This is a genomic window from Enterobacter sp. 22466 (assembly GCF_052044775.1).
Lineage (GTDB): Bacteria > Pseudomonadota > Gammaproteobacteria > Enterobacterales > Enterobacteriaceae > Enterobacter > Enterobacter dissolvens.
The window spans coordinates 497,344-520,800 of the sequence record NZ_JBQENX010000001.1; the positions used below are offsets into that span (position 1 = coordinate 497,344).

Below are 23,457 nucleotides of genomic sequence, written 5' to 3' on the forward strand. Positions count from 1 at the left end.
GAATAGTTATTCAAAGCATAAACCGATAACCGATACCGGTTTCGGTTAATAGATGGCGAGGGCGAGCGGGGTCAACTTCAAGTTTTTGACGCAGGTGTCCCATATATATGCGTAAATAGTGACTATGTTCCACAGCGTTGGGTCCCCACACCTGACTCAGAAGCTGACGTTGGGTCAGGACCTTACCGTGGTTGTTGAGCAAAACTGCGAGCAGGCGAAACTCTATCGGGGTGAGGTGGATCTCCTCTTCACCGCGAACAATACGTCGTGCAGCGAGATCGACCTGCACATCACCGAAAGTGTACGTCGGGTCGGCAGGGACGGTGGCACTGTGGCGACGTAGCGCAACACGAAGGCGAGCCTGTAACTCGCCAATTCCAAAAGGCTTAATGAGATAGTCGTCCGCGCCAGCATCCAGCGCGGCGATTTTATCCGTCTCTTCGGTGCGTGCGGAGAGCACCAGAATCGGCATCTGGCTCCACTGGCGCACCTCACGAATAAAATCGATGCCGTCGCCATCCGGCAGACCGAGATCGAGGATCACCAGGTCCGGCTTGCGGGTGGCGGCTTCAATCAACCCGCGCTGGAGCGTACCGGCATCATGAACGCGCAGGCCGTCACCTTCCAGCGCAGCACGCAGAAACCGGCTAATGGCGAGTTCATCTTCAACAATCAGGACGTTGATCACAAATCCTCTGGTAATTCATCAAGTTCTGGCGGGGTTTCCAGAGGAAGTGTAACACAAAAACGTGCGCCTCCTTCCGGGCGATTCTCCGCCGAAATGGTGCCGCCATGGACGTCAATAATGGCCTGGCAGATCGCCAGACCCAGCCCGACACCCGGAATGGCAGACTCTTTATTGCCGCGCGAGAATTTTTCGAAAATCGCTTTTTCCTGACCGGCAGGAATACCGGGCCCGGTATCCCAGACTTCAAGGCGAAGCGTATTATCTTCCACCGTGGCGTTCACCCCGATTTGCGCTTTTGCTCCGGCATATTTGCCCGCATTTTCCAGCAAATTGATTAACACACGTTCAAACAACGGACCATCCACGTGAATTAACGTCAGGGGCTCAGGCATGTTCAGCGCGATATGCCGCCCACCGAGACCGGGCTCCAGCATTTTCAGCGCGCTTCCCACCACTTCCTCAAGTGTCAGCCACTCTTTTTTGAGGTTGAACCCGCCAGACTGTATCCGTGCCATATCAAGCAGGTTATTCACCAGCCGCGTGGTGTTCAGCACATGCTGGCGGATCTCGCTGGCCTGCAGGGCATGTTTTGAACCTTCAGCCGCCAGATCCAGGGTCAGAATTTCCGACTGGCCAAACAACACGGTGAGAGGCGTGCGAAGATCGTGGGAGAGGGCCGCCAGCAACGAGTTACGAATGCTTTCACGCTCGCTTGCCAGACGCGCCTGCTCTTCGCTCGCCGTCAGCGCCAGTCTTTCGAGCGCACTGGCAACCAGCAGCGTAAAGGTCTCCAGCAGCCTTTGCTGCTCGGGGATCATCAGCTGGCGCAGATTAGACGGCTCGACGATGACCAGCCCCTGATTTTTATCGGCACTGCGCAGCGGCAGGATCTGATACGGCACGCCGGGCAGGGTGTCTGTCCCTGCACCGGCCGGTAAACCTTTATCGAAGCTCCAGCGCGCAATGGCTTCATCCCAGGGCGTCATGCCCGAGGCCGACGTCAGCGGGCGTAATTTCCCGTGCTCGTCCGGGAGTAAAATCAGGTTGCTGGCATTAAAGGTCGAGCGGATAAACTGCTCGCTGGTCTGCACGATATCCAGCGGCGTGCGGCCTACCGCCAGCGATTTGGACATCTCATATAAATGCCGTGTGCGTTGTTCACGATAGCGGGCGATACGCGCCTGATAGCGAACGCCCGCCGTCAGATTCCCGATCACCAGTCCGACGGTGAGCATCACGGCAAACGTGAGGACATACTGTACATCCGAGACGGCGAGCGTCCCGCGCGGATCAATAAAGAACAGATCAAAGCTGATGACGTTGATCACCGTTGCCAGTACTGACGGCCAGCGCCCGTAAAAGAGAGCAACCACGACCACGCCAAGCAGGTAGATCATCACCAGGTTGGCCGCGTCAAAGGCAATCAGCCATTTGCTGGCAATAAGGGTTATCAGGGCGCAGAGCACGACGGCGATCAGACAGCCGCGGATCTGAATTCGCCATTTATCACCAAAGGTACGGCTGTCGGGCGCGCGGTTGGGGAGCGGTGTGGGTTTGTCATCCAGCGCCACGACCACCAGATCCAGGTCGGGCGCGCGCCGGGCCAGTTTGTCGGCAAACGATTCGCGGCTAAACCAGCGCCGGTGCTGGCGACGGCCGATGACAATCTTGCCCAGGTTGTGCTCACGCGCGTAGCGCAGAATGGCTTTATCTTCCTGCGGATCGGAGAGGGTAGCGGTTTCCGCCCCCAGCTCCTGGGCCAGACGCAGCGAACTGAGGATCGCGCGACGCTGGTTTTCAGGCAGGGCGTGAAGCTGTGGCGTTTCGACATATACCGCATGCCAGACGCTGCCAAATTTCGCGGCCAGCCGGGCGGCGGTACGGACAAGCTTTTCATTGCCGCTGCCGTGACCTATGCACAGCAGGATGGCATCCCGCGTATGCCAGACGCGTTCCTGTCCCTGCAGATCGCGCCAGGCGCGCATCTGGTCATCCACACGATCGGCGGTGCGGCGAAGGGCCAGTTCGCGCAGGGCGATCAGGTTGCCTTTACGGAAGAAGTGTTCGATGGCGCGCTCGGCCTGGCCTGCAATATAGACTTTCCCTTCATGCAGGCGCTGGCGCAGGTCATCGGGCGGCAGGTCGACCAGCACCACTTCATCCGCGGAATCAAAGAACGGATCGGGCACCGTTTCGCGCACCTGAATGCCGGTCACGCCGCTGACCACGTCGTTCAGGCTTTCCAGATGCTGAACATTCACCGTGGTGAAAACGTCAATCCCGGCTTCAAGTAACTCTTCAACATCCTGCCAGCGTTTGGGGTGACGGGAGCCTGGCGCATTACTGTGCGCCAGTTCGTCCATCAGAATAAGGGCGGGGCGGCGGGCGAGGGCAGCGTCGAGATCGAACTCCGTCACCAGCCTGCCACGATGGCTGATACGGCGAGGGGGCTGCGTGGCAAGCCCCTTCAACAGCGCCGCGGTCTCTTTACGGCCGTGGGGTTCCACCACGCCGATGAGAATATCGAGCCCCTGAGCCCGAAGTCGTTGAGCTTCTGTCAGCATGGCGAAGGTTTTCCCGACGCCCGCGCAGGCGCCGAAGAAGACTTTCAGTTTGCCACGATGGGCTTCAGCTGTTTGTTCGAGCAGCCTGTCAGGATCCGGGCGCAAGGGCTCGTCGGTCATTTAGTTTTTCCTTAGCGCGTCCAGCGCCAGATTCAGCTCAACAATATTCACTACCGGCATACCAATGAAACTGACCAGCGGTTTTTGCGTGTGCTCTGCCACCAGCTGACTGACCTGTTCGACGGTCAGATGACGGGCAGCGGCAACGCGCGGGATCTGCCAGGCCACCGCTTCAGGCGTCAGGCTGTAATCCAGTCCGCTGGCGGAGGCGGTCACCAGTTCCACAGGCACCTCCCGGCTGGCCTGCGGGTTGGCGCTACGCAGCGCCGCCACGCGCTCAGCGATGGCTTTGTCCAGCTCAGGGTTACTGCCCGCCAGGTTACTCCCGCCGGATGCCATCGGATTATACGGGCTTTCGGCGGTGGCGGAAGGGCGTCCCTGGAAGTAACGGGCATCCGTAAAGTTCTGACCAATCAGGCGAGAGCCGCGGTTTTCACCCTGCTGTATAAGCAGCGAGCCATTGGCCTGATCCTTGAACCACCACTGGCCCAGCGCGGTGGTCACCAGCGGGTAAAGCCCACCGGTAATAAGCGACAGCAAAATAAACAGAAGTATAGCGGGACGTAACATCGTCATTTGATTCACCTTTTAAACCAGCCCGAACAGCGTTAACAGCAGGTCGATAACCTTAATACCGATAAAGGGCACCAGCAGCCCGCCCAGCCCGTAAATCCACAGGTTACGGCGCAGCATGGCTGCGGCCGTCAGCGGCTTATAGCTCACCCCTTTCAGCGCCAGCGGGATCAGGAAGACAATAATCAGGGCGTTGAAGATCACCGCACTGAGAATGGCCGAAGACGGGGAGTGGAGGTGCATCACGTTCAGCGCATTCAGCTGCGGATAGGTGGCCGCGAACGCCGCGGGAATGATGGCGAAATATTTTGCCACGTCATTGGCGATACTGAACGTGGTCAAGGAACCGCGCGTCATCAGCATCTGTTTACCGATGTGCACCACTTCAATCAACTTGGTCGGGTTAGAGTCAAGATCGACCATGTTGCCCGCCTCTTTTGCCGCCTGCGTACCGGAGTTCATCGCCACCGCCACGTCGGCCTGTGCGAGGGCAGGGGCATCGTTGGTGCCGTCACCCGTCATCGCCACCAGGCGGCCTTCCGCCTGGTACTGACGGATCAAGGCCAGCTTGGCTTCCGGTGTAGCTTCCGAGAGGAAGTCGTCCACGCCCGCTTCTGCGGCAATGGCGGCGGCAGTCAGCCGGTTATCCCCGGTGATCATCACCGTTTTGATCCCCATTTTACGCAGCTGGGCGAAACGCTCTTTGATACCGCCTTTGACGATGTCCTTCAGCGCAATCACCCCCAGTACATGGGCTCCTTCAGCCACGACCAGTGGTGTGGCCCCCTGACGGGCAACGCTCTCAACCAGATTGTCCACTTCCGGTGGGAAATGACCGTTGTTGGCTTCAATGTGGCGACGAATGGCGTCAACGGAACCTTTACGGATCATGCGGTCCTGGATGTTGATACCGCTCATTCGGGTTTGCGCCGTGAAGGGCACAAATGTGGCATGCAGGCTCTGCACATCACGCTGGCGCAGATTAAAGCGCTGTTTCGCCAGAATCACGATGCTGCGGCCTTCCGGCGTTTCATCGGCAAGAGACGAGAGCTGGGCGGCATCTGCCAGCGTTTTTTCATCCACGCCCGGGGCAGGTAAAAACTCGGAGGCCTGGCGGTTGCCGAGGGTGATGGTCCCGGTTTTATCCAGCAGCAGAACATCCACATCACCGGCAGCTTCTACGGCACGTCCGCTGGTGGCGATAACGTTCGCGCCCAGCATGCGGCTCATCCCCGCCACACCGATGGCAGAGAGCAGGCCGCCAATGGTGGTTGGGATCAGACAGACCAGCAGCGCCACCAGCACGGTGATGCTGACTGCGGTGCCACCGTAGCTGGAGAAGGGCCACAGCGTGGCGGTGGCCAGCAGGAAGACGATGGTCAGGGCCACCAGCAAAATGGTCAGAGCAATTTCGTTGGGGGTCTTACGACGCTGCGCGCCTTCTACCATGGCGATCATCCGGTCAAGGAAGGTTTCGCCCGGGTTGACACTGCACTGGATCACCAGCCAGTCGGAGAGAATACGCGTCCCGCCCGTGACCGAGGCGAAATCACCGCCTGATTCACGAATGACCGGCGCGGATTCCCCGGTGATGGCGCTTTCGTCAACGGAGGCTCCCCCTTCAATCACTTCGCCATCACAGGGAATAATGTCACCGGCTTCCACCAGGACCACATCGCCTTTACGCAGTTCATCTGCTGGCACGTGGTCCATCTGCGCGCCGTATTTTGGCTCACGTAATTTGCGTGCGAAGGCGGTCTTTTTTACCCCTTTCAGGCTGTTGGCCTGCGCTTTACTGCGGCCTTCCGCCAGCGCTTCGGCAAAGTTGGCAAACAGCACGGTAAACCACAGCCACAGGCTGATCGCTCCGGTGAACATCGCGTTGCCTGGAAGGTGACCCGTTCCCATGGCAATCGCCAGGGCGGTAGTCAGCACGCTGCCTGCCCAGACGATAAACATCACCGGGTTGTGCCACTGCACGCGCGGGCTTAACTTTTTCACCGCATCCATGAGCGCCTGACGAACTAACGACGGTTCGAACAGGGCCAGTTGTTTACGACTCATGACAAATTCTCCGCAAAATCAGCGTAAAGAGAGGGTTTCCACGACCGGGCCTAACGCGAGGGCGGGGATAAAGGTCAGGGCGCCTACCAGCAACACGGTGCCGGTCAGCAGGCCAACAAACAGCGCACCGTGGGTCGGTAATGTGCCGGTGGTGGTCGGTTGAATTTTTTTATTCACCAGCGATCCGGCGATGGCCATCACCGGCACAATCACCCCGAAGCGGCCGACAAACATGCAGAATGCCAGCAGACAGTTCCAGAAAGGTGAGTTGGCGCTTAAGCCTGCAAAGGCGCTGCCGTTGTTGTTAGCCGCAGACGAGACGGCGTAGAGCACTTCACTGAACCCATGGATACCCGGATTAAAGATGCCGCTGCGCCCGGCGTCGGTCATCAGGGCCAGGGCGGTGCCGAGCAGCACGAGGGCAGGCGTGACCAGAATCGCCAGCGCGGTTAATTTCATTTCCCGTACGTCGATTTTTTTACCGAGGTATTCCGGGGTACGGCCAATCATCAGTCCGGCGATAAACACCGCCAGCAGTACAAACAGCAGCATGCCGTAAAGACCTGAGCCCACGCCGCCAAATACCACTTCGCCAATCTGCATCAGCCACATTGGGATCATGCCGCCCAGCGCCGTAAAGGAGTCATGCATGGCGTTAACCGCCCCGCACGAGGCTGCCGTGGTGACCACCGCATACAGGCTGCTGGCGAGAATGCCAAAGCGACTCTCTTTCCCTTCCATATTGATCGCGCTGTCAGCGCCCAGCGTCAGGAAGTGAGGGTTACCGTTCCATTCCGCCCACATCACCAGCGCGACGCAGACCACGAAGATAAGAGACATGGTCCACAGCAGGGTACGTCCCTGACGGCGGTCGTTTACCACATCGCCAAAGGCAAAGCAGAGCGCGGCGGGGATCAGGAAGATCGCCAGCATCTGTACAACGTTGGTCAGCGCGGTTGGGTTTTCAAACGGATGCGACGAGTTGGCGTTGAAGAAGCCACCGCCGTTGGTACCGAGCATTTTAATGGCTTCCTGCGATGCCACCGGCCCCATAGGCAAAAGCTGTTTTGCCCCTTCAAGGGAGGTATAAGGCGTGTAAGGCAGCAGGTTTTGCAGGGTGCCTTGCTGAATAAAGAACAGCGCGATGATCAGGGCCACAGGGAGTAATATCCACAGGGTGATGCGTGTCAGATCGACCCATGCGTTGCCCAGCGTGCTGATATTTTGACGCGCAAAGGCACGCGTGAGCGCGAAGATCACCGCAATGCCGGTGGCAGCAGAGAGGAAGTTTTGCACGGTTAACCCGGCCATCTGGCTAAAGTAGCTCAGCGTGGTTTCCCCGGCATAGGACTGCCAGTTGGTGTTAGTGACAAAGCTGACTGCCGTGTTCAGCGCCAGATGCCAGGACAGACCCGGCAACTGCTGCGGGTTGAGCGGTAAGCTACCCTGCAGCATCAGCATGGCGAAGAGGGCGACAAGGCCGACAATATTCAGCAGCAGGATCGCCAGCAGATACTGACGCCAGTTCATTTCCCCATCCTGGATTCCCAGGACGCGCCAGATCCCTTTTTCAACGCGACCTGCCACCGGCAGCGGCACGTTGTTGATCATCCTTGCCAGCACTGTTCCCAGCGGTCTTGCCAGAAGGAACAGCGCCCCTAAAAAACTGGCAATAAGCAAAAACGCCTGAGCAGCCATCAGAATGCCTCCGCATTAATCAAGGCATAAACCAGATAACCCAATAACAGGAACACCAGCACGATGCCGGCAATAAGACCTGCACTCACAATCCACCTCCGGGTGACATTTGTATTTGTGCTAACGGTAGGATTTATGGCGCAAAGATTTCGCAAAAATCAGGACGGGGGGTGTAAAAAAAGTATAAAAATGGCAAAGCCCACAATTTAACTATTGGTAAGTAAACCTTTAACTTTTTTGTAACTTAATTACGGCGTGAATGTAAATTTTGGCTAAACAGGTGAAAATAAGTGGTCGGATGAGTAGTAAAATTACAAACAAAGCGATATTATTTTAGCCAGGTCACAGTTTTTGAATTTTCCGGAGTGAGTTTCCGGCCAACTACAGGGGAGAAAAATATGGATCTTTATAAAGAGTATCCGGCTCATATCGTGTTCATGCGTCGCGCTTTCGCCGTAGTGGCTGGCGTGCTGGCCCTGCCGGTGATGTTGTTCTGGAAAGATCGCGCACGTTTTTACAGCTATCTGCACCGCGTCTGGGCGAAAACCAGCGAGAAGCCGGTGTGGATGGATCAGGCCGAAAAAGCGACCTGTGATTTTTACTGATACTAAGACTACACACAGCAATAAAAAAACCGCCTACAGCAATGTGGCGGTTTTTTTGTCCCTCCGGATTCGCGGTCCGTTGGGTGGTTTTCAGGCATATCTTCTTTTTCTGAGTAATCAAACTGCCACTCCCTTATTTCATCCCGTCTACACTTCATGGCAAAGTAGTTCAATACGTGCCTTTTTCCTTTTACGGCATGCCCTTACGGATATAATGGACAATTGCCTGGAGTTTTATGCCCACCCATCTGGTTTGGTTTCGCGCGGATCTGCGCCTGCATGACAACATCGCCCTGGCGGCAGCCTGTCGCTCTGAACACGCCCGGGTGCTGGCGCTGTTTATCGCTACCCCCGGACAGTGGCAGCAGCATGATATGGCCCCCCGTCAAGCCGCTTATCTCTGTTCGCATCTGAATGCCCTGCAACGTTCGCTGGCGGAAAAAGGCATTCCGTTGATTTACAAAGAGGTCAGTGATTTTGCCGCTCAACTCAGCGCGGTACAGGAGGTCTGTCAGCAGAACGACGTCACGCATCTTTTTTACAACTACCAGTACGAATTCAATGAACAGCAGCGCGATCGTCAGCTGGAGCGGATCCTCGGGGACGTAGAGTGTCAGGGATTTGATGACAGCGTGATGCTGCCCCCGGGCAGCGTGATGACCGGCAATCGCGAGATGTATAAAGTCTTTACGCCATTTAAAAATGCATTTATCAAACGACTGAAAGAGGCGCTGCCGGAGTGTGTTGCCGCGCCGTCCGCGCGAGGGGAGAGTGTAAACAACCTGCCTGAACTGACGTTTGACTATCCGCAGCAGGCGTATGACGGCTCCTTATTCCCGGCTGATGAAAAAGCGGCAATCGCGCAGTTGCGCCAGTTCTGCAAAACGGGTGCGGCCGCTTACGACGCACGCCGGGATTTCCCCGCCATTGAAGGCACCAGCCGGTTATCGGCCTGTTTAGCGCTGGGCGTGCTTTCTCCGCGCCAGTGTTTACATCGTCTTCTTGCTGAACAGCCCCAGGCGCTGGAAGGGGGCGCTGGTTCGGTATGGCTTAACGAGCTTATCTGGCGCGAATTCTACCGTCATCTGATGACGTATCACCCTGAATTATGTAAACATCGACCTTTCATTCGCTGGACCGAAAATGTGCAGTGGCAGCAGAACGAGACGCTGCTGCAGGCCTGGCAAAAGGGTGAAACCGGCTACCCGATTGTGGACGCCGCGATGCGCCAGCTGAATGAAACTGGATGGATGCATAACCGCCTGCGGATGATTACCGCCAGCTTCCTGGTGAAAGATCTGCTTATCGACTGGCGTGTCGGGGAGCGGTATTTTATTTCTCAGCTGATCGATGGCGATCTGGCGGCGAATAATGGCGGCTGGCAATGGGCGGCCTCGACCGGAACCGATGCGGCACCTTACTTCCGGATTTTTAATCCCACCACGCAGGGACAAAAATTTGATGCGGACGGGACGTTTATCCGCCACTGGTTGCCTGCGCTGAAAGCGGTCCCCGCTAAGGCGATCCACGACCCGTGGGCATGGGCGGACAAACAGGGCGTAACGCTCGATTATCCTCGCCCGATTGTTGAACATAAACAGGCGCGCGTCGCCACGCTGGCGGCGTACGAAGCGGCCCGTAAAGCTTAAGAGAGTCATGATGAAAAACACCGAACTGGAAAGTCTGATCAACGAAAAACTGAACAGCAGCGCCTTCAGCGACTACGGCCCGAACGGGTTACAGGTCGAAGGGCGCGACACGGTGCAAAAAATTATCACCGGCGTGACCGCCAGTCAGGCGTTGCTGGATGAAGCCGTGCGTCAGGAGGCCGATGCTGTCATCGTCCATCACGGCTATTTCTGGAAAAACGAATCACCGATCATTCGCGGCATGAAGCGCAACCGTCTGAAAACGTTGCTGGCAAATGATATCAACCTGTATGGCTATCATCTGCCGCTGGATGCGCACCCCGAGCTTGGCAACAACGTTCAGCTCGCGCAGCTGTTAGGGATCACCGTGATGGGTGAAATTGAGCCGCTGGTGCCGTGGGGCGAGCTGTCGATGCCGGTGCCGGGCCTTGAGCTGGCCTCATGGATTGAAGCGCGTCTGGGACGTCGTCCGCTGTGGAGCGGTGATACCGGTCCGGATACGGTGAAGCGTGTCGCCTGGTGCACGGGTGGCGGTCAGGGCTTCATTGATAGTGCCGCGCGTTTTGGTGTTGATGCGTTTATCACCGGTGAAGTCTCCGAGCAGACTATTCATTCAGCCCGTGAACAGGGGCTGCATTTTTACGCGGCAGGTCACCATGCCACCGAACGCGGCGGCATTCGCGCCCTGAGCGAATGGCTGACCGAAAATACCGATCTGGATGTTACGTTTATTGATATCCCTAACCCGGCCTGATGAGAGGTACCTGAGTGCAGCGAGCGCGTTGTTATCTTCTGGGTGAAACGGCGGTGGTGCTGGAGCTGGAGCCGCCCGTTACCCTTGCGACCCAAAAGCGTATCTGGCGGCTAACGCAGCGTCTGGTGGAGGTGCCTGAGGTGGTTGAAGCGATCCCGGGGATGAATAATATCACCGTGGTTTTGCGTAATCCGCATACGCTGGCACTGGATGCCATCGAGCGTTTACAGCGCTGGTGGGAGGAGAGCGAAGCGCTGGAGCCGGAATCCCGCACGATTGAGATCCCGGTAGTGTATGGTGGCACAGGGGGACCCGATCTTGGCGTGGTGGCTGAACACTGCGGGCTAACCGAAAAACAGGTCGTTGAGCTGCACGCCTCTGTTGATTATGTGGTCTGGTTTTTGGGATTCCAGCCGGGCTTCCCGTATCTGGGCGGACTCTCCCCGGCGTTACACACGCCACGCCGCGCTGAACCGCGCCTGAGCGTGCCGGCGGGTACCGTCGCGATTGGTGGCGAACAGACGGGCATTTATCCGCTCGCGTCGCCGGGGGGCTGGCAGCTCATCGGACACACATCCATGCCGTTATTTGAACCGGGGCTGGAATCGCCGGTCCTCCTGCGTCCTGGCGACACCCTTCGCTTTATCCCGCAGAAGGAGGGGGTATGTTAACGCTTATTCGCGCCGGGCTTTACACCTCCGTTCAGGATGCGGGTCGCTTTGGTATGCGCCAGTCTGGCGTGAGCTACTGTGGCGCGCTGGACAGGCCGGCGCTGGAGATTGCCAACGTGCTGGTGGGTAACCCCGGCAATACAGCTGCGCTCGAAATTACGCTGGGGCAATGTGTCATTGAATTCAGTCAGGAGACCTGGTTTGCCTTAACCGGCGCCGGGTGTGATGCCACGCTTGATGGCAAAGCGGTCTGGACCGGCTGGCGGCTGCGGGCGAAAGCCGGACAGCGTTTAACGCTTAAGCGTCCGCTGCACGGGGTTCGCAGTTATCTTGCCGTTGCCGGTGGGATTGACGTGCCGGAGGTGCTGGGTTCATCCAGTACCGATCAGAAAGCTGGTATTGGCGGTCACGAAGGACGTTTGTTGCGCGATGGCGATCGTCTGGCGATAAAACCGTCAACGCGACACTTTTCCACCGCGCAGGGCGTGAAGCAACTCCTCTGGGGAAACCAGATCCGCGCCCTGCCGGGGCCGGAGTATCAGGAATTTGATGAGGTGTCTCAGGAGTCTTTCTGGCGCTCGCCATGGAAGATAAGTCCACAGAGTAACCGCATGGGGTATCGCCTTCAGGGGCAGCCGCTGACCCGTACCACAGACCGCGAGCTGCTTTCTCACGGTTTATTGCCCGGCGTCATTCAGGTGCCGGGTAACGGTCAACCGATTGTGTTAATGAACGATGCGCAGACCACGGGCGGTTACCCGCGTATTGCCTGCATCATTGAGGCCGATCGCTACCATCTGGCGCAAATTCCTCTCGGACAGCCGATTCACTTCGTGCAGTGCTCCCTGGAGGAGGCGCTGAAGGCGCGGCAGGACCAGCAGCGTTATCTGGAACAACTGGCGTGGAGGCTTAATGGTAAAGATTGATTTAAATGCCGATCTGGGCGAGGGCGGCAGCGCCGACGCTGAACTGATGACCCTGGTCACCTCGGTGAATGTCGCCTGCGGTTTTCACGCGGGTGATGCACAAACGATGCTGGCGAGCGTGCGCAATGCCATCAAAAACGGCGTAGCGATAGGGGCGCATCCGAGCTTCCCTGACCGGGAGAATTTTGGCCGCACGGCGATGGATCTCCCTCCCGAAACGGTCTACGCCCAGACGCTTTACCAGATTGGCGCGCTCGAGGCGATAGTGCGTTCCCAGCAGGGCGCGCTGCGCCACGTGAAGCCGCACGGCATGCTCTATAATCAGGCGGCCAACGATCCCGCGCTGGCAGAGGCCATCGCCCGGGCGGTGTTCGATTGCAACCCGCAACTGATCCTGGTTGGCCTGGCGGGGAGCGAGCTTATCCGCGCCGGCCAGCGGCTGGGGTTAACCACCCGGCAGGAAGTGTTTGCCGACAGAGGCTATCAGACCGACGGAACCCTGGTTCCCCGTTCACAGCCCAACGCGCTGATCACCGATGAGTCTCTGGCGCTGGCGCAGACGCTTCAGATGGTGCGCGAGGGAACAGTGAGAGCGGTTGATGGTGCAACCGCCAGCGTTCAGGCTGACACAGTATGCTTACACGGTGATGGCGAGCATGCGCTGCAGTTTGCCCGCCGCTTACGGGCGGCGTTTGCAGAGCAGGGGATCCTCGTCAGCGCCTGAAAATCATAAGGATAAAGAGATGCCAGAAGGCCCGGAGATCCGCCGCGCTGCGGATAGCCTCGAGGCGGCGATAAAAGGCAAACCCCTGACGGACGTCTGGTTTGCTTTTCCTCAACTGAAGCCGTTTGAAGCACCGCTGGTGGGACAAACGGTGACCCACATCGAAACGCGGGGAAAGGCGTTACTCACGCATTTTTCCCATAACCTGACGTTATACAGCCACAACCAGCTTTACGGCGTCTGGCGGGTGGTGAACGCCAACGAGCAGCCGCAAACGACAAGGGTGCTGCGCGTCAGGCTGCAAACCGCGGATAAAGCGATTCTGCTGTATAGCGCGTCTGATATCGAAATGTTAACGCCGGAACAACTGCTTACGCACCCGTTCTTACAGCGGGTCGGGCCGGACGTGCTGGATATGCGTCTGACGGCGAACGACGTTAAAGCCCGCTTGTTATCCCCTAAATTCCGCAACCGGCAATTTTCCGGGCTACTGCTCGATCAGGCGTTCCTGGCCGGATTAGGCAATTACCTTCGCGTCGAAATTCTCTGGGAAGTAGGGCTGGCACCGCAGCACAAAGCGTCGCAGTTGAGCGATGACCAGCTGGAAGCGCTCTCTCACGCGCTGCTGGAGATTCCGCGTCTTTCGTATAATACGCGCGGCGTGGTGGATGAGAATAAGCATCACGGGGCGCTGTTCCGCTTTAAGGTGTTTCATCGGGCGGGGAAAAAGTGCGAGCGATGCGGTGGGGTGATTGAGAAGACAACGCTCTCTTCACGACCGTTTTACTGGTGCCCGGGGTGCCAGAGGTAAAAAGTAAAACGGTAACCCTCAGGTTACCGTTTTTAATGTTTTCACCTTCTCCCGGTGGGAGAGGACGGGGGGAGGGCATCAGGCCGCCCCCACGTCTTTTAGCGCTTCAGGTCAGACTTAAAATCACGCTGCTCGTAGCCGGTGTACAGCTGACGAGGACGGGCGATTTTCATGCCTTCGCTGTGCATTTCGTTCCAGTGCGCAATCCAGCCCACGGTACGTGCCATGGCGAAGATTACGGTGAACATGGAAGACGGAATGCCCATCGCTTTCAGAATAATGCCAGAGTAGAAGTCTACGTTCGGGTAGAGTTTCTTCTCGATGAAGTACGGGTCGTTCAGCGCGATATGTTCCAGCTCCATCGCCACTTCCAGCAGATCGTCTTTGGTGCCCAGCTCTTTTAGCACTTCGTGGCAGGTTTCACGCATCACGGTTGCACGTGGGTCATAGTTTTTGTACACACGGTGACCGAAGCCCATCAGACGGAAGGAGTCATTCTTGTCTTTCGCGCGGCGCACGAATTCAGGAATGTGCTCAACGGTGCTGATCTCTTCCAGCATCTTCAGTGCGGCTTCGTTCGCGCCGCCGTGCGCCGGTCCCCACAGGGAGGCGATGCCCGCAGCGATACAGGCGAACGGGTTCGCGCCTGAAGAGCCTGCGGTACGGACGGTGGACGTCGAGGCGTTCTGTTCGTGGTCAGCGTGCAGGATCAGAATACGGTCCATCGCGCGTTCCAGCACCGGGTTCACTTCGTACTCTTCGCACGGTGTGGAGAACATCATGCGCAGGAAGTTACCGGCATAGGAGAGGTCGTTACGTGGATACACAAACGGCTGGCCGATAGAGTATTTGTAACACATTGCCGCCATGGTTGGCATTTTGGACAGCAGGCGGAACGCCGCGATATCACGGTGACGCGGGTTATTCACGTCCAGTGAATCATGGTAGAACGCCGCCAGCGCACCGGTGATCCCGCACATCACCGCCATCGGGTGAGAGTCACGACGGAACGCATGGAACAGACGGGTAATCTGCTCATGGATCATGGTGTGACGGGTCACGGTGGTTTTGAATTCATCGTATTGTGCCTGCGTCGGTTTTTCGCCGTTCAGCAGGATGTAGCACACTTCCAGATAGTTGGATTCGGTGGCTAACTGATCGATGGGGAAGCCGCGATGGAGCAGGATACCTTCGTCACCGTCAATGAAGGTGATTTTGGATTCGCAAGATGCGGTAGAGGTAAATCCAGGGTCAAAGGTGAACACCCCTTTGGAACCCAGCGTACGGATATCAATAACATCCTGACCGAGCGTGCCTTTTAGCACATCCAGTTCAATAGCAGTGTCACCATTTAGGGTGAGCTTTGCCTTTGTATCAGCCATTTACGGTCTCCTTAGCGCCTTATGCTTAAGACTGCGGTTCACCGGATTTGCATTCAGCTGTTAATCACCGTTACCAGATTGTTATTTGGCTTACCGCTCAGCTCGCGAGGAGAAACCAGGGTACAGAGCTATGGCGCCTTGCAGGTAAACGAATGAAATATCAGTGAAACAACAGCAAATCAGCGTTTTTGCAGTCCGAATTATTCAAACCTGTATACCACTAATAACTGTCCTGATAACTTCGGTCAATACCATCACACTGTTACATAACTAATTCTCAGGTGAAAGTGAGACCTCATAACTTTTGCGCATTATATGCCTTTTCTGATGACGTTTGTAACAATATTGTTTAACATTTGTCAAATCAGATGATTAAAATTTAAAAAGATGTTGTTATCGTGACCCTGATCACTGTTCCAGAGAAAACCCGACAAACTGTATGTAGGTTAATTGTAATGATTTTGTGAACGGCCTATACTGCCGCCAGGTCTCCGGAACACCCTGCAATCCCGAGCCACCCAGCGTTGTAACGTGTCGTTTTAGCATTTGGAAGCAATGTTTTGCATGACGCGCAGTTATAGAAAAGGAACGCTGTCTGACCCGCATCGCAGTCCGGAGGAAGGAAACAATAAGAACAGCATGTGGGCGTTATTCATGATAAGAAATGTGAAAAAACAAAGACCTGTCAATCTGGATCTCAAAACGATCCGGTTCCCCGTAACAGCAATAGCGTCCATTCTGCACCGTGTATCGGGTGTGATTACGTTTGTGGCGGTAGGCATTTTGCTGTGGTTACTGGGCACCAGCCTCTCTTCTCCTGAAGGATTCCTCCAGGCCTCGGCCATCATGAACAGCTTCTTCGTGAAATTCATCATGTGGGGCATTCTGACCGCACTGGCGTACCACGTTGTGGTAGGTGTTCGCCATATGCTGATGGACTTTGGTTACCTGGAAGAGACTTTCGAAGCCGGGAAACGCTCCGCTAACATTTCATTTGTGATTACTGTCGTGCTTTCACTTCTCGCAGGAGTTCTCGTATGGTAAGCAACGCCTCCGCATTAGGACGCAACGGCGTACATGACTTCATTCTGGTCCGTGCTACCGCCATCGTTCTCACCCTTTACATCATCTATATGATCGGTTTCTTCGCGACCAGCGGCACGCTGACGTGGGAAATCTGGAGTGGGTTCTTCGGATCGGCCTTCACCAAAGTGTTCACCCTGCTGGCGCTGTTCTCCATTCTTATTCATGCCTGGATTGGCATGTGGCAGGTGTTGACCGATTACGTTAAACCGCTGGCGATTCGCCTTCCTCTGCAGCTGGCCATTGTCGTTGCACTGGTGGTTTACGTTATTTATGGATTCGTTGTGGTGTGGGGTGTGTAATGAAACTGCCAGTCAGAGAATTTGATGCTGTTGTGATTGGTGCGGGTGGCGCAGGTATGCGCGCCGCGCTGCAAATTTCCCAGAGCGGCCAGACCTGTGCGCTGCTCTCTAAAGTATTCCCGACCCGTTCCCACACAGTATCTGCGCAGGGCGGTATTACCGTTGCGCTGGGTAACTCCCATGAAGATAACTGGGAATGGCACATGTACGACACGGTAAAAGGGTCCGACTACATTGGCGACCAGGATGCCATCGAATATATGTGTAAGACTGGCCCGGAAGCGATTCTGGAGCTGGATCATATGGGTCTGCCGTTCTCCCGTCTGGAAAATGGCACCATCTATCAGCGTCCGTTTGGCGGCCAGTCGAAAAACTTCGGCGGCGAGCAGGCGGCACGTACCGCAGCAGCGGCTGACCGTACCGGTCACGCGCTGCTGCATACTCTGTATCAGCAGAACCTGAAAAACCACACCACCATCTTCTCCGAGTGGTATGCGCTGGATCTGGTGAAAAACGCCGACGGTGCGATTGTCGGTTGTACTGCGCTGTGCATTGAAACCGGTGAAGTGGTCTACTTCAAAGCGCGCGCCACCGTGCTGGCGACCGGCGGTGCAGGGCGTATTTATCAGTCCACCACCAACGCCCACATCAATACCGGTGACGGTGTTGGGATGGCTATCCGCGCTGGCGTGCCGGTGCAGGATATGGAGATGTGGCAGTTCCACCCAACCGGTATCGCCGGTGCGGGCGTTCTGGTGACAGAAGGCTGCCGTGGTGAAGGCGGTTACCTGCTGAACAAACACGGCGAACGTTTCATGGAACGTTATGCCCCGAATGCGAAAGACCTGGCGGGTCGTGACGTGGTGGCGCGTTCCATCATGATCGAAATCCGTGAAGGTCGCGGCTGTGATGGTCCATGGGGTCCACACGCCAAACTGAAACTCGACCACCTGGGTAAAGAGGTGCTGGAATCCCGTCTGCCGGGCATTCTGGAGCTGTCCCGTACCTTCGCCCACGTCGATCCGGTGAAAGAGCCGATTCCGGTTATCCCGACCTGCCACTACATGATGGGCGGTATTCCGACCAAAGTGACCGGTCAGGCATTGACCGTGAACGAGCAGGGTGAAGATGTGGTGATCCCAGGCCTGTTCGCGGTAGGCGAAATTGCCTGCGTATCCGTACACGGAGCCAACCGTCTGGGTGGTAACTCTCTGCTTGATCTGGTGGTGTTTGGTCGTGCGGTGGGTCTGCACCTGCAGGAATCCATTGCCGAACAGGGCGCGCTGCGTGACGCCACTGACGACGAAATTGATGCGTCGCTTGAGCGCCTCAACCGCTGGAACGGTAACCGTAACGGTGAAGATCCGGTGGAAATCCGCAAAGCGCTGCAGGAATGTATGCAGCACAACTTCTCGGTATTCCGTGAAGGTGATGCGATGGCCAAAGGTCTTGAGCAGCTGAAAGCGATCCGCGAGCGCCTGAAAAACGCCCGTCTCGATGACACTTCCAGCGAGTTCAACACCCAGCGCGTTGAGTGTCTGGAGCTGGATAACCTGATGGAAACCGCGTTCGCGACCGCGATGTCGGCCAACTTCCGTACCGAAAGCCGTGGCGCGCATAGCCGCTTCGACTTCCCGGATCGTGACGATGAAAACTGGCTGTGCCATTCCCTGTATCTGCCAGAGTCGGAAACCATGACGCGCCGCCAGGTGAACATGGAACCGAAACTGCGTCCGGCGTTCCCGCCGAAGATTCGTACTTACTAATGCGGAGACAGGACAATGAAACTCGAATTCTCAGTTTATCGTTATAACCCGGATGTAGATGACGCTCCGCGCATGCAGGATTACACGCTGGAAGCGGAAGAAGGGCGTGACATGATGCTGCTGGATGCGTTAATCCAGCTGAAAGAAAAAGATCCGACACTGTCGTTCCGTCGCTCCTGCCGTGAAGGGGTGTGTGGCTCTGACGGTGTGAACATGAACGGCAAAAATGGTCTGGCCTGCATCACGCCAATTTCCGCGCTGCAGCGTCCGGGGCAGAAAATTGTTATCCGTCCTCTGCCAGGCCTGCCGGTCGTGCGTGATTTGGTGGTAGACATGGGGCAATTCTATGCACAATATGAGAAGATTAAGCCTTACTTATTGAATAATGGGCAAAATCCACCCGCTCGTGAGCACTTACAGTCGCCTGAGCAGCGTGAAAAACTCGATGGGTTGTACGAGTGTATTCTCTGTGCATGTTGTTCAACGTCGTGCCCGTCGTTCTGGTGGAACCCGGATAAGTTTATCGGTCCGGCCGGTCTGCTGGCTGCCTATCGCTTCCTGATTGATAGCCGCGACACCGAAACCGATAGCCGTCTGGAAGGTTTAAGTGACGCTTTCAGCGTATTCCGCTGCCATAGCATCATGAACTGCGTCAGTGTGTGTCCGAAGGGGCTGAACCCGACGCGCGCCATCGGCCATATTAAGTCGATGCTGCTGCAGCGCAGTGCGTAAGTAGTGAGAGGGGAGCGCTGTTCCCCTTACCCTAACCCTCTCCCAAAGGGAGAGGGGATAATTGCAGGAAATCTTTAAAAACTGCCGACGACCTTCCCCCTCTCCCTTTGGGAGAGGGTCGGGGTGAGGGGAAACCCTTAAGACAGTTTCTAAAGGTTCCTTCGCGGGCCAAATGAAAAGAGCTCGCAGGTGAACCCCGGCACGTACACGGTGTGTGCGTGGTAGTTTCTACGGCGAAAGTAAGCATAAAAATGCTTAAGGGATCACGATGCAGAACGGCGCAATGAAAGCCTGGCTGGACTCTTCTTACCTCTCTGGTTCCAACCAGAGCTGGATAGAACAGCTCTATGAAGACTTCTTAACCGATCCTGACTCAGTGGACGCAAACTGGCGTTCCATGTTCCAGCAGTTGCCTGGCACGGGAGTCAAACCGGATCAATTCCATTCCAAAACACGTGATTATTTCCGTCGTCTGGCGAAGGATGCCTCACGTTACTCTTCTGCGATTTCCGACCCTGACACCAATGCGAAGCAGGTTAAAGTCCTGCAGCTTATTAACGCTTATCGCTTCCGTGGTCACCAGCATGCGAATCTCGATCCGCTGGGACTGTGGAAACAAGACCGTGTGGCGGATCTCGATCCGGCGTATCACGATCTGACCGAGGCCGATTTCCAGGAAAGCTTTAACGTAGGTTCTTTTGCCATCGGTAAAGACACGATGAAGCTGGGCGATCTGATTGACGCCCTCAAGCAAACCTACTGCGGCTCCATCGGCGCGGAATACATGCATATCACCTCGACAGAAGAGAAACGCTGGATCCAGCAGCGCATTGAGTCCGTGGCGGGCCACGCGACGTTCTCTGCTGAAGAGAAAAAACGCTTCCTCAACGAACTGACGGCAGCGGAAGGTCTTGAGCGCTATCTGGGCGCGAAATTCCCTGGCGCAAAACGCTTCTCACTGGAAGGCGGCGATGCGTTAGTACCAATGCTGAAAGAGCTGATTCGTCACGCAGGCAAGAGCGGTACCCGTGAAGTGGTACTGGGCATGGCGCACCGTGGTCGTCTGAACGTGCTGGTCAACGTGCTGGGTAAAAAACCGCAGGACCTGTTCGATGAATTCGCGGGCAAACATAAAGAACATCTCGGCACCGGTGACGTGAAGTACCACATGGGCTTCTCGTCTGATATCGAAACCGAAGGCGGTCTGGTTCACCTGGCGCTGGCGTTTAACCCGTCGCACCTGGAGATCGTCAGCCCGGTAGTTATCGGTTCCGTGCGTGCGCGTCTGGATCGTCTGGACGAGCCAAGCAGCAACAAAGTGCTGCCAATCACCATTCACGGTGATGCGGCGGTCACCGGGCAGGGCGTGGTTCAGGAAACCCTGAACATGTCGAAAGCGCGTGGTTATGAAGTGGGCGGTACCGTTCGTATCGTCATCAACAACCAGGTGGGCTTCACGACCTCTAACCCACTGGATGCGCGTTCAACCCCTTACTGCACCGACATCGGCAAGATGGTACAGGCGCCAATCTTCCACGTTAACGCGGATGACCCGGAAGCGGTCGCCTTCGTGACCCGTCTGGCGCTGGACTTCCGTAACACCTTCAAACGCGATGTGTTCATCGACCTGTTCTGCTACCGCCGTCACGGCCACAACGAAGCCGACGAGCCAAGTGCAACGCAGCCGCTGATGTACCAGAAAATCAAAAAACACCCAACCCCGCGCAAAATCTACGCTGATAAGCTGGAAGGCGAAAAAGTGGCGACGCTGGAAGATGCGACCGAGATGGTCAACCTCTACCGCGACGCGCTGGATGCGGGTGAGTGCGTGGTGAAAGAGCTGCGTCCGATGAATATGCACTCCTTTACCTGGTCGCCGTACCTCAACCACGAGTGGGATGAGAGTTACCCGAACAAGGTCGAGATGAAGCGCCTGCAGGAGCTGGCTAAACGCATTAGCACCGTGCCGGACGCCATCGAGATGCAGTCTCGCGTAGCGAAAATTTATGCTGACCGTCAGTCTATGGCGGCAGGTGAGAAGCTCTTCGACTGGGGCGGCGCGGAAACGCTGGCTTACGCGACGCTGGTTGACGAAGGTATTCCTGTTCGTCTGTCCGGTGAAGATGCGGGCCGTGGCACCTTCTTCCACCGTCACGCGGTAGTTCACAACCAGTCCAACGGTTCAACCTACACCCCGCTGCAGCACGTGCACAATGGTCAGGGCCAGTTCAAGGTCTGGGACTCCGTGCTGTCTGAAGAAGCGGTGCTGGCCTTCGAATACGGTTACGCCACTGCGGAACCACGCACTCTGACCATCTGGGAAGCGCAGTTCGGTGACTTCGCCAACGGTGCGCAGGTGGTTATCGACCAGTTCATCTCTTCCGGCGAGCAGAAATGGGGCCGTATGTGTGGCCTGGTAATGCTGCTGCCGCACGGTTACGAAGGCCAGGGTCCGGAGCACTCCTCCGCGCGTCTGGAACGTTATCTGCAGCTCTGCGCAGAGCAGAACATGCAGGTCTGCGTACCTTCTACCCCGGCGCAGGTTTACCACATGCTGCGTCGTCAGGCGCTGCGCGGTATGCGTCGTCCGCTGGTGGTCATGTCACCAAAATCCCTGCTGCGTCACCCACTGGCGGTGTCGAGCCTGGAAGAACTGGCGAACGGTACCTTCCTGCCAGCCATCGGTGAGATTGACGAACTGGATCCGCAGGCTGTGAAGCGTGTGGTGATGTGTTCTGGTAAGGTTTATTACGACCTGCTGGAACAGCGCCGTAAGAACGATCAGAAAGATGTCGCCATCGTGCGTATCGAACAGCTTTATCCATTCCCGCACCAGGCGGTGCAGGAAGCGCTGAAACCGTATGCTCACGTGCATGATTTTGTCTGGTGCCAGGAAGAGCCGCTCAACCAGGGCGCATGGTACTGCAGTCAGCATCATTTCCGTGAAGTGATTCCATTTGGGTCTGCCCTGCGTTATGCAGGTCGCCCGGCCTCCGCCTCTCCGGCGGTAGGGTATATGTCCGTTCACCAGAAGCAGCAACAAGATCTGGTCAATGACGCGCTGAACGTCGATTAATTAAAGGATACATAATGAGTAGCGTAGATATTCTTGTTCCCGACCTGCCTGAATCTGTAGCAGATGCGACCGTCGCTACCTGGCACAAAAAACCAGGCGATGCCGTTAAGCGCGATGAAGTGCTGGTAGAAATCGAAACTGACAAAGTGGTACTGGAAGTACCGGCTTCGGCGGATGGCGTTCTGGACGCGGTGCTGGAAGACGAAGGCACCACCGTAACCTCTCGTCAGATCCTGGGTCGCCTGCGTGAAGGCAACAGCGCGGGCAAAGAGTCCAGCGCGAAGTCTGAAGAGAAAGCCTCTACGCCGGCTCAGCGCCAGCAGGCTTCTCTGGAAGAACAGACCAACGACGCGCTCAGCCCGGCGATCCGTCGCCTGCTGGCTGAACACAGCCTTGACCCGGCAGCCATCAAAGGTACCGGTGTAGGCGGTCGTCTGACCCGTGAAGACATCGACAAACACCTGGCGAAAGCGCCTGCTCAGGCAGAAGCGAAAGCCCCTGTGGCAGCACCAGCAGCACAGCCTGCTCTGGGTGCGCGCAGTGAAAAACGTGTACCAATGACTCGCCTGCGTAAGCGTGTGGCAGAGCGTCTGCTGGAAGCGAAAAACTCCACCGCGATGCTGACCACCTTCAACGAAGTGAACATGAAGCCAATCATGGACCTGCGTAAGCAGTACGGTGACGCGTTTGAAAAACGTCACGGTATCCGTCTGGGCTTTATGTCCTTCTACGTGAAAGCGGTTGTTGAAGCGCTGAAACGCTACCCGGAAGTGAACGCGTCCATCGATGGTGATGACGTGGTTTACCACAACTATTTCGACGTCAGCATGGCGGTATCTACCCCACGTGGCCTGGTGACCCCGGTTCTGCGTGATGTGGATACCCTGGGTATGGCTGACATCGAGAAAAATATTAAAGAGCTGGCCGTGAAAGGCCGCGACGGTAAGCTGACCGTAGACGACCTGACCGGCGGTAACTTCACCATTACCAACGGCGGCGTATTTGGCTCGCTGATGTCTACCCCGATCATCAACCCGCCGCAGAGCGCGATCCTGGGTATGCATGCCATTAAAGATCGTCCGATGGCGGTAGACGGTAAAGTGGAGATCCTGCCAATGATGTATCTGGCGCTCTCTTACGATCACCGCCTGATCGACGGCCGCGAGTCCGTAGGCTTCCTGGTAGCGATTAAAGAGCTGCTGGAAGATCCAACGCGTCTGCTGCTGGACGTCTAGTCCCTTTTAGCATCACCTGCCCTGTAGGCCGGAT

The 23,457-nt window shown here is 56.5% G+C and carries 20 protein-coding genes and 1 pseudogene; 13 read left to right on the plus strand and 8 right to left on the minus strand.

Annotation, left to right across the window (positions count from 1 at the left end; all coding sequences use genetic code 11):
• Positions 1–10: 10 nt before the first annotated feature.
• The 6 genes from kdpE to kdpF are packed head-to-tail and all read right to left on the minus strand — an operon-like array spanning position 11 to position 7,796.
• Complete coding sequence (kdpE, locus tag ACTJJI_RS02360; protein WP_014831101.1) at positions 11–688, minus strand: two-component system response regulator KdpE; 678 nt, start codon at positions 686–688, stop codon at positions 11–13.
• Positions 685–3,372, minus strand: coding sequence for a two-component system sensor histidine kinase KdpD (gene kdpD, locus ACTJJI_RS02365; RefSeq protein WP_440652906.1), 2,688 nt, complete (start codon positions 3,370–3,372; stop codon positions 685–687). Before kdpD ends, kdpE begins: the two co-directional genes overlap by 4 nt.
• The gene (gene kdpC, locus ACTJJI_RS02370; protein ID WP_440652908.1) at positions 3,373–3,948 is read right to left on the minus strand and encodes a potassium-transporting ATPase subunit KdpC; all 576 of its coding nucleotides are present in this window, start codon (positions 3,946–3,948) and stop codon (positions 3,373–3,375) included.
• Between the two features lie 12 nt (positions 3,949–3,960).
• Positions 3,961–6,009 carry a potassium-transporting ATPase subunit KdpB gene (gene kdpB, locus ACTJJI_RS02375; RefSeq protein WP_046888704.1) on the minus strand — a complete coding sequence of 683 codons (2,049 nt, stop codon included), beginning with the start codon at positions 6,007–6,009 and terminating at the stop codon, positions 3,961–3,963.
• An 18-nt stretch (positions 6,010–6,027) separates the two neighbouring features.
• Positions 6,028–7,707 carry a potassium-transporting ATPase subunit KdpA gene (gene kdpA / locus ACTJJI_RS02380; protein ID WP_440652910.1) on the minus strand — a complete coding sequence of 560 codons (1,680 nt, stop codon included), beginning with the start codon at positions 7,705–7,707 and terminating at the stop codon, positions 6,028–6,030.
• Positions 7,707–7,796, minus strand: coding sequence for a K(+)-transporting ATPase subunit F (gene kdpF / locus ACTJJI_RS02385; RefSeq protein ID WP_014069365.1), 90 nt, complete (start codon positions 7,794–7,796; stop codon positions 7,707–7,709). The genes kdpA and kdpF overlap by 1 nt, the downstream gene beginning before the upstream one ends.
• Positions 7,797–8,105: 309 nt before the next feature.
• Between kdpF and ACTJJI_RS02390 the strand changes: the two genes are divergently transcribed.
• From ACTJJI_RS02390 to nei, 7 genes are all read left to right on the plus strand, one after another.
• Complete coding sequence (locus ACTJJI_RS02390) at positions 8,106–8,312, plus strand: YbfA family protein (RefSeq protein WP_013097552.1); 207 nt, start codon at positions 8,106–8,108, stop codon at positions 8,310–8,312.
• Positions 8,313–8,548: 236 nt separating this feature from the next.
• Positions 8,549–9,961, plus strand: coding sequence for a deoxyribodipyrimidine photo-lyase (gene phrB / locus ACTJJI_RS02395; RefSeq protein WP_440652912.1), 1,413 nt, complete (start codon positions 8,549–8,551; stop codon positions 9,959–9,961).
• 10 nt (positions 9,962–9,971) lie between these two features.
• A complete protein-coding gene (locus tag ACTJJI_RS02400; protein ID WP_014831107.1) occupies positions 9,972–10,715 on the plus strand; it encodes a type 2 GTP cyclohydrolase I in 744 nt (247 codons plus the stop codon).
• 14 nt (positions 10,716–10,729) lie between these two features.
• Positions 10,730–11,386 carry a 5-oxoprolinase subunit PxpB gene (gene pxpB / locus ACTJJI_RS02405; protein ID WP_050859876.1) on the plus strand — a complete coding sequence of 219 codons (657 nt, stop codon included), beginning with the start codon at positions 10,730–10,732 and terminating at the stop codon, positions 11,384–11,386.
• Positions 11,380–12,312 (plus strand): 5-oxoprolinase subunit PxpC, encoded by a 933-nt coding sequence (gene pxpC / locus ACTJJI_RS02410; RefSeq protein ID WP_440652914.1) that lies wholly within the window; start codon positions 11,380–11,382, stop codon positions 12,310–12,312. The genes pxpB and pxpC overlap by 7 nt, the downstream gene beginning before the upstream one ends.
• Positions 12,299–13,036 (plus strand): 5-oxoprolinase subunit PxpA, encoded by a 738-nt coding sequence (gene pxpA, locus ACTJJI_RS02415; protein ID WP_440652916.1) that lies wholly within the window; start codon positions 12,299–12,301, stop codon positions 13,034–13,036. The genes pxpC and pxpA overlap by 14 nt, the downstream gene beginning before the upstream one ends.
• A gap of 19 nt (positions 13,037–13,055) precedes the next feature.
• Positions 13,056–13,847: an endonuclease VIII gene (nei, locus tag ACTJJI_RS02420; protein WP_182381487.1), complete on the plus strand. Its 792-nt coding sequence runs from the start codon at positions 13,056–13,058 to the stop codon at positions 13,845–13,847.
• Positions 13,848–13,945: 98 nt separating this feature from the next.
• Here nei and ACTJJI_RS02425 read toward each other — a convergent pair whose 3' ends face one another.
• Positions 13,946–15,229, minus strand: a complete 1,284-nt coding sequence (locus ACTJJI_RS02425; RefSeq protein WP_014831112.1) for a citrate synthase — start codon at positions 15,227–15,229, stop codon at positions 13,946–13,948.
• 204 nt (positions 15,230–15,433) lie between these two features.
• Positions 15,434–15,496 (minus strand): annotated as a pseudogene (locus tag ACTJJI_RS02430) (hypothetical protein); the annotation flags it as partial.
• A gap of 372 nt (positions 15,497–15,868) precedes the next feature.
• Between ACTJJI_RS02430 and sdhC the strand changes: the two are divergent.
• From sdhC to odhB, 6 genes are all read left to right on the plus strand, one after another.
• Positions 15,869–16,273 carry a succinate dehydrogenase cytochrome b556 subunit gene (gene sdhC, locus ACTJJI_RS02435; protein WP_020684965.1) on the plus strand — a complete coding sequence of 135 codons (405 nt, stop codon included), beginning with the start codon at positions 15,869–15,871 and terminating at the stop codon, positions 16,271–16,273.
• A complete protein-coding gene (gene sdhD, locus ACTJJI_RS02440) occupies positions 16,267–16,614 on the plus strand; it encodes a succinate dehydrogenase membrane anchor subunit (RefSeq protein WP_008501088.1) in 348 nt (115 codons plus the stop codon). The genes sdhC and sdhD overlap by 7 nt, the downstream gene beginning before the upstream one ends.
• Positions 16,614–18,380: a succinate dehydrogenase flavoprotein subunit gene (gene sdhA / locus ACTJJI_RS02445; RefSeq protein WP_014831113.1), complete on the plus strand. Its 1,767-nt coding sequence runs from the start codon at positions 16,614–16,616 to the stop codon at positions 18,378–18,380. The genes sdhD and sdhA overlap by 1 nt, the downstream gene beginning before the upstream one ends.
• Positions 18,381–18,395: 15 nt before the next feature.
• Complete coding sequence (gene sdhB / locus ACTJJI_RS02450) at positions 18,396–19,112, plus strand: succinate dehydrogenase iron-sulfur subunit SdhB (protein WP_008501090.1); 717 nt, start codon at positions 18,396–18,398, stop codon at positions 19,110–19,112.
• Between the two features lie 268 nt (positions 19,113–19,380).
• Positions 19,381–22,188, plus strand: a complete 2,808-nt coding sequence (gene sucA / locus ACTJJI_RS02455) for a 2-oxoglutarate dehydrogenase E1 component (RefSeq protein ID WP_428184205.1) — start codon at positions 19,381–19,383, stop codon at positions 22,186–22,188.
• Between the two features lie 14 nt (positions 22,189–22,202).
• Positions 22,203–23,423, plus strand: coding sequence for a 2-oxoglutarate dehydrogenase complex dihydrolipoyllysine-residue succinyltransferase (gene odhB, locus ACTJJI_RS02460; protein WP_013097540.1), 1,221 nt, complete (start codon positions 22,203–22,205; stop codon positions 23,421–23,423).
• Positions 23,424–23,457: the final 34 nt, after the last annotated feature.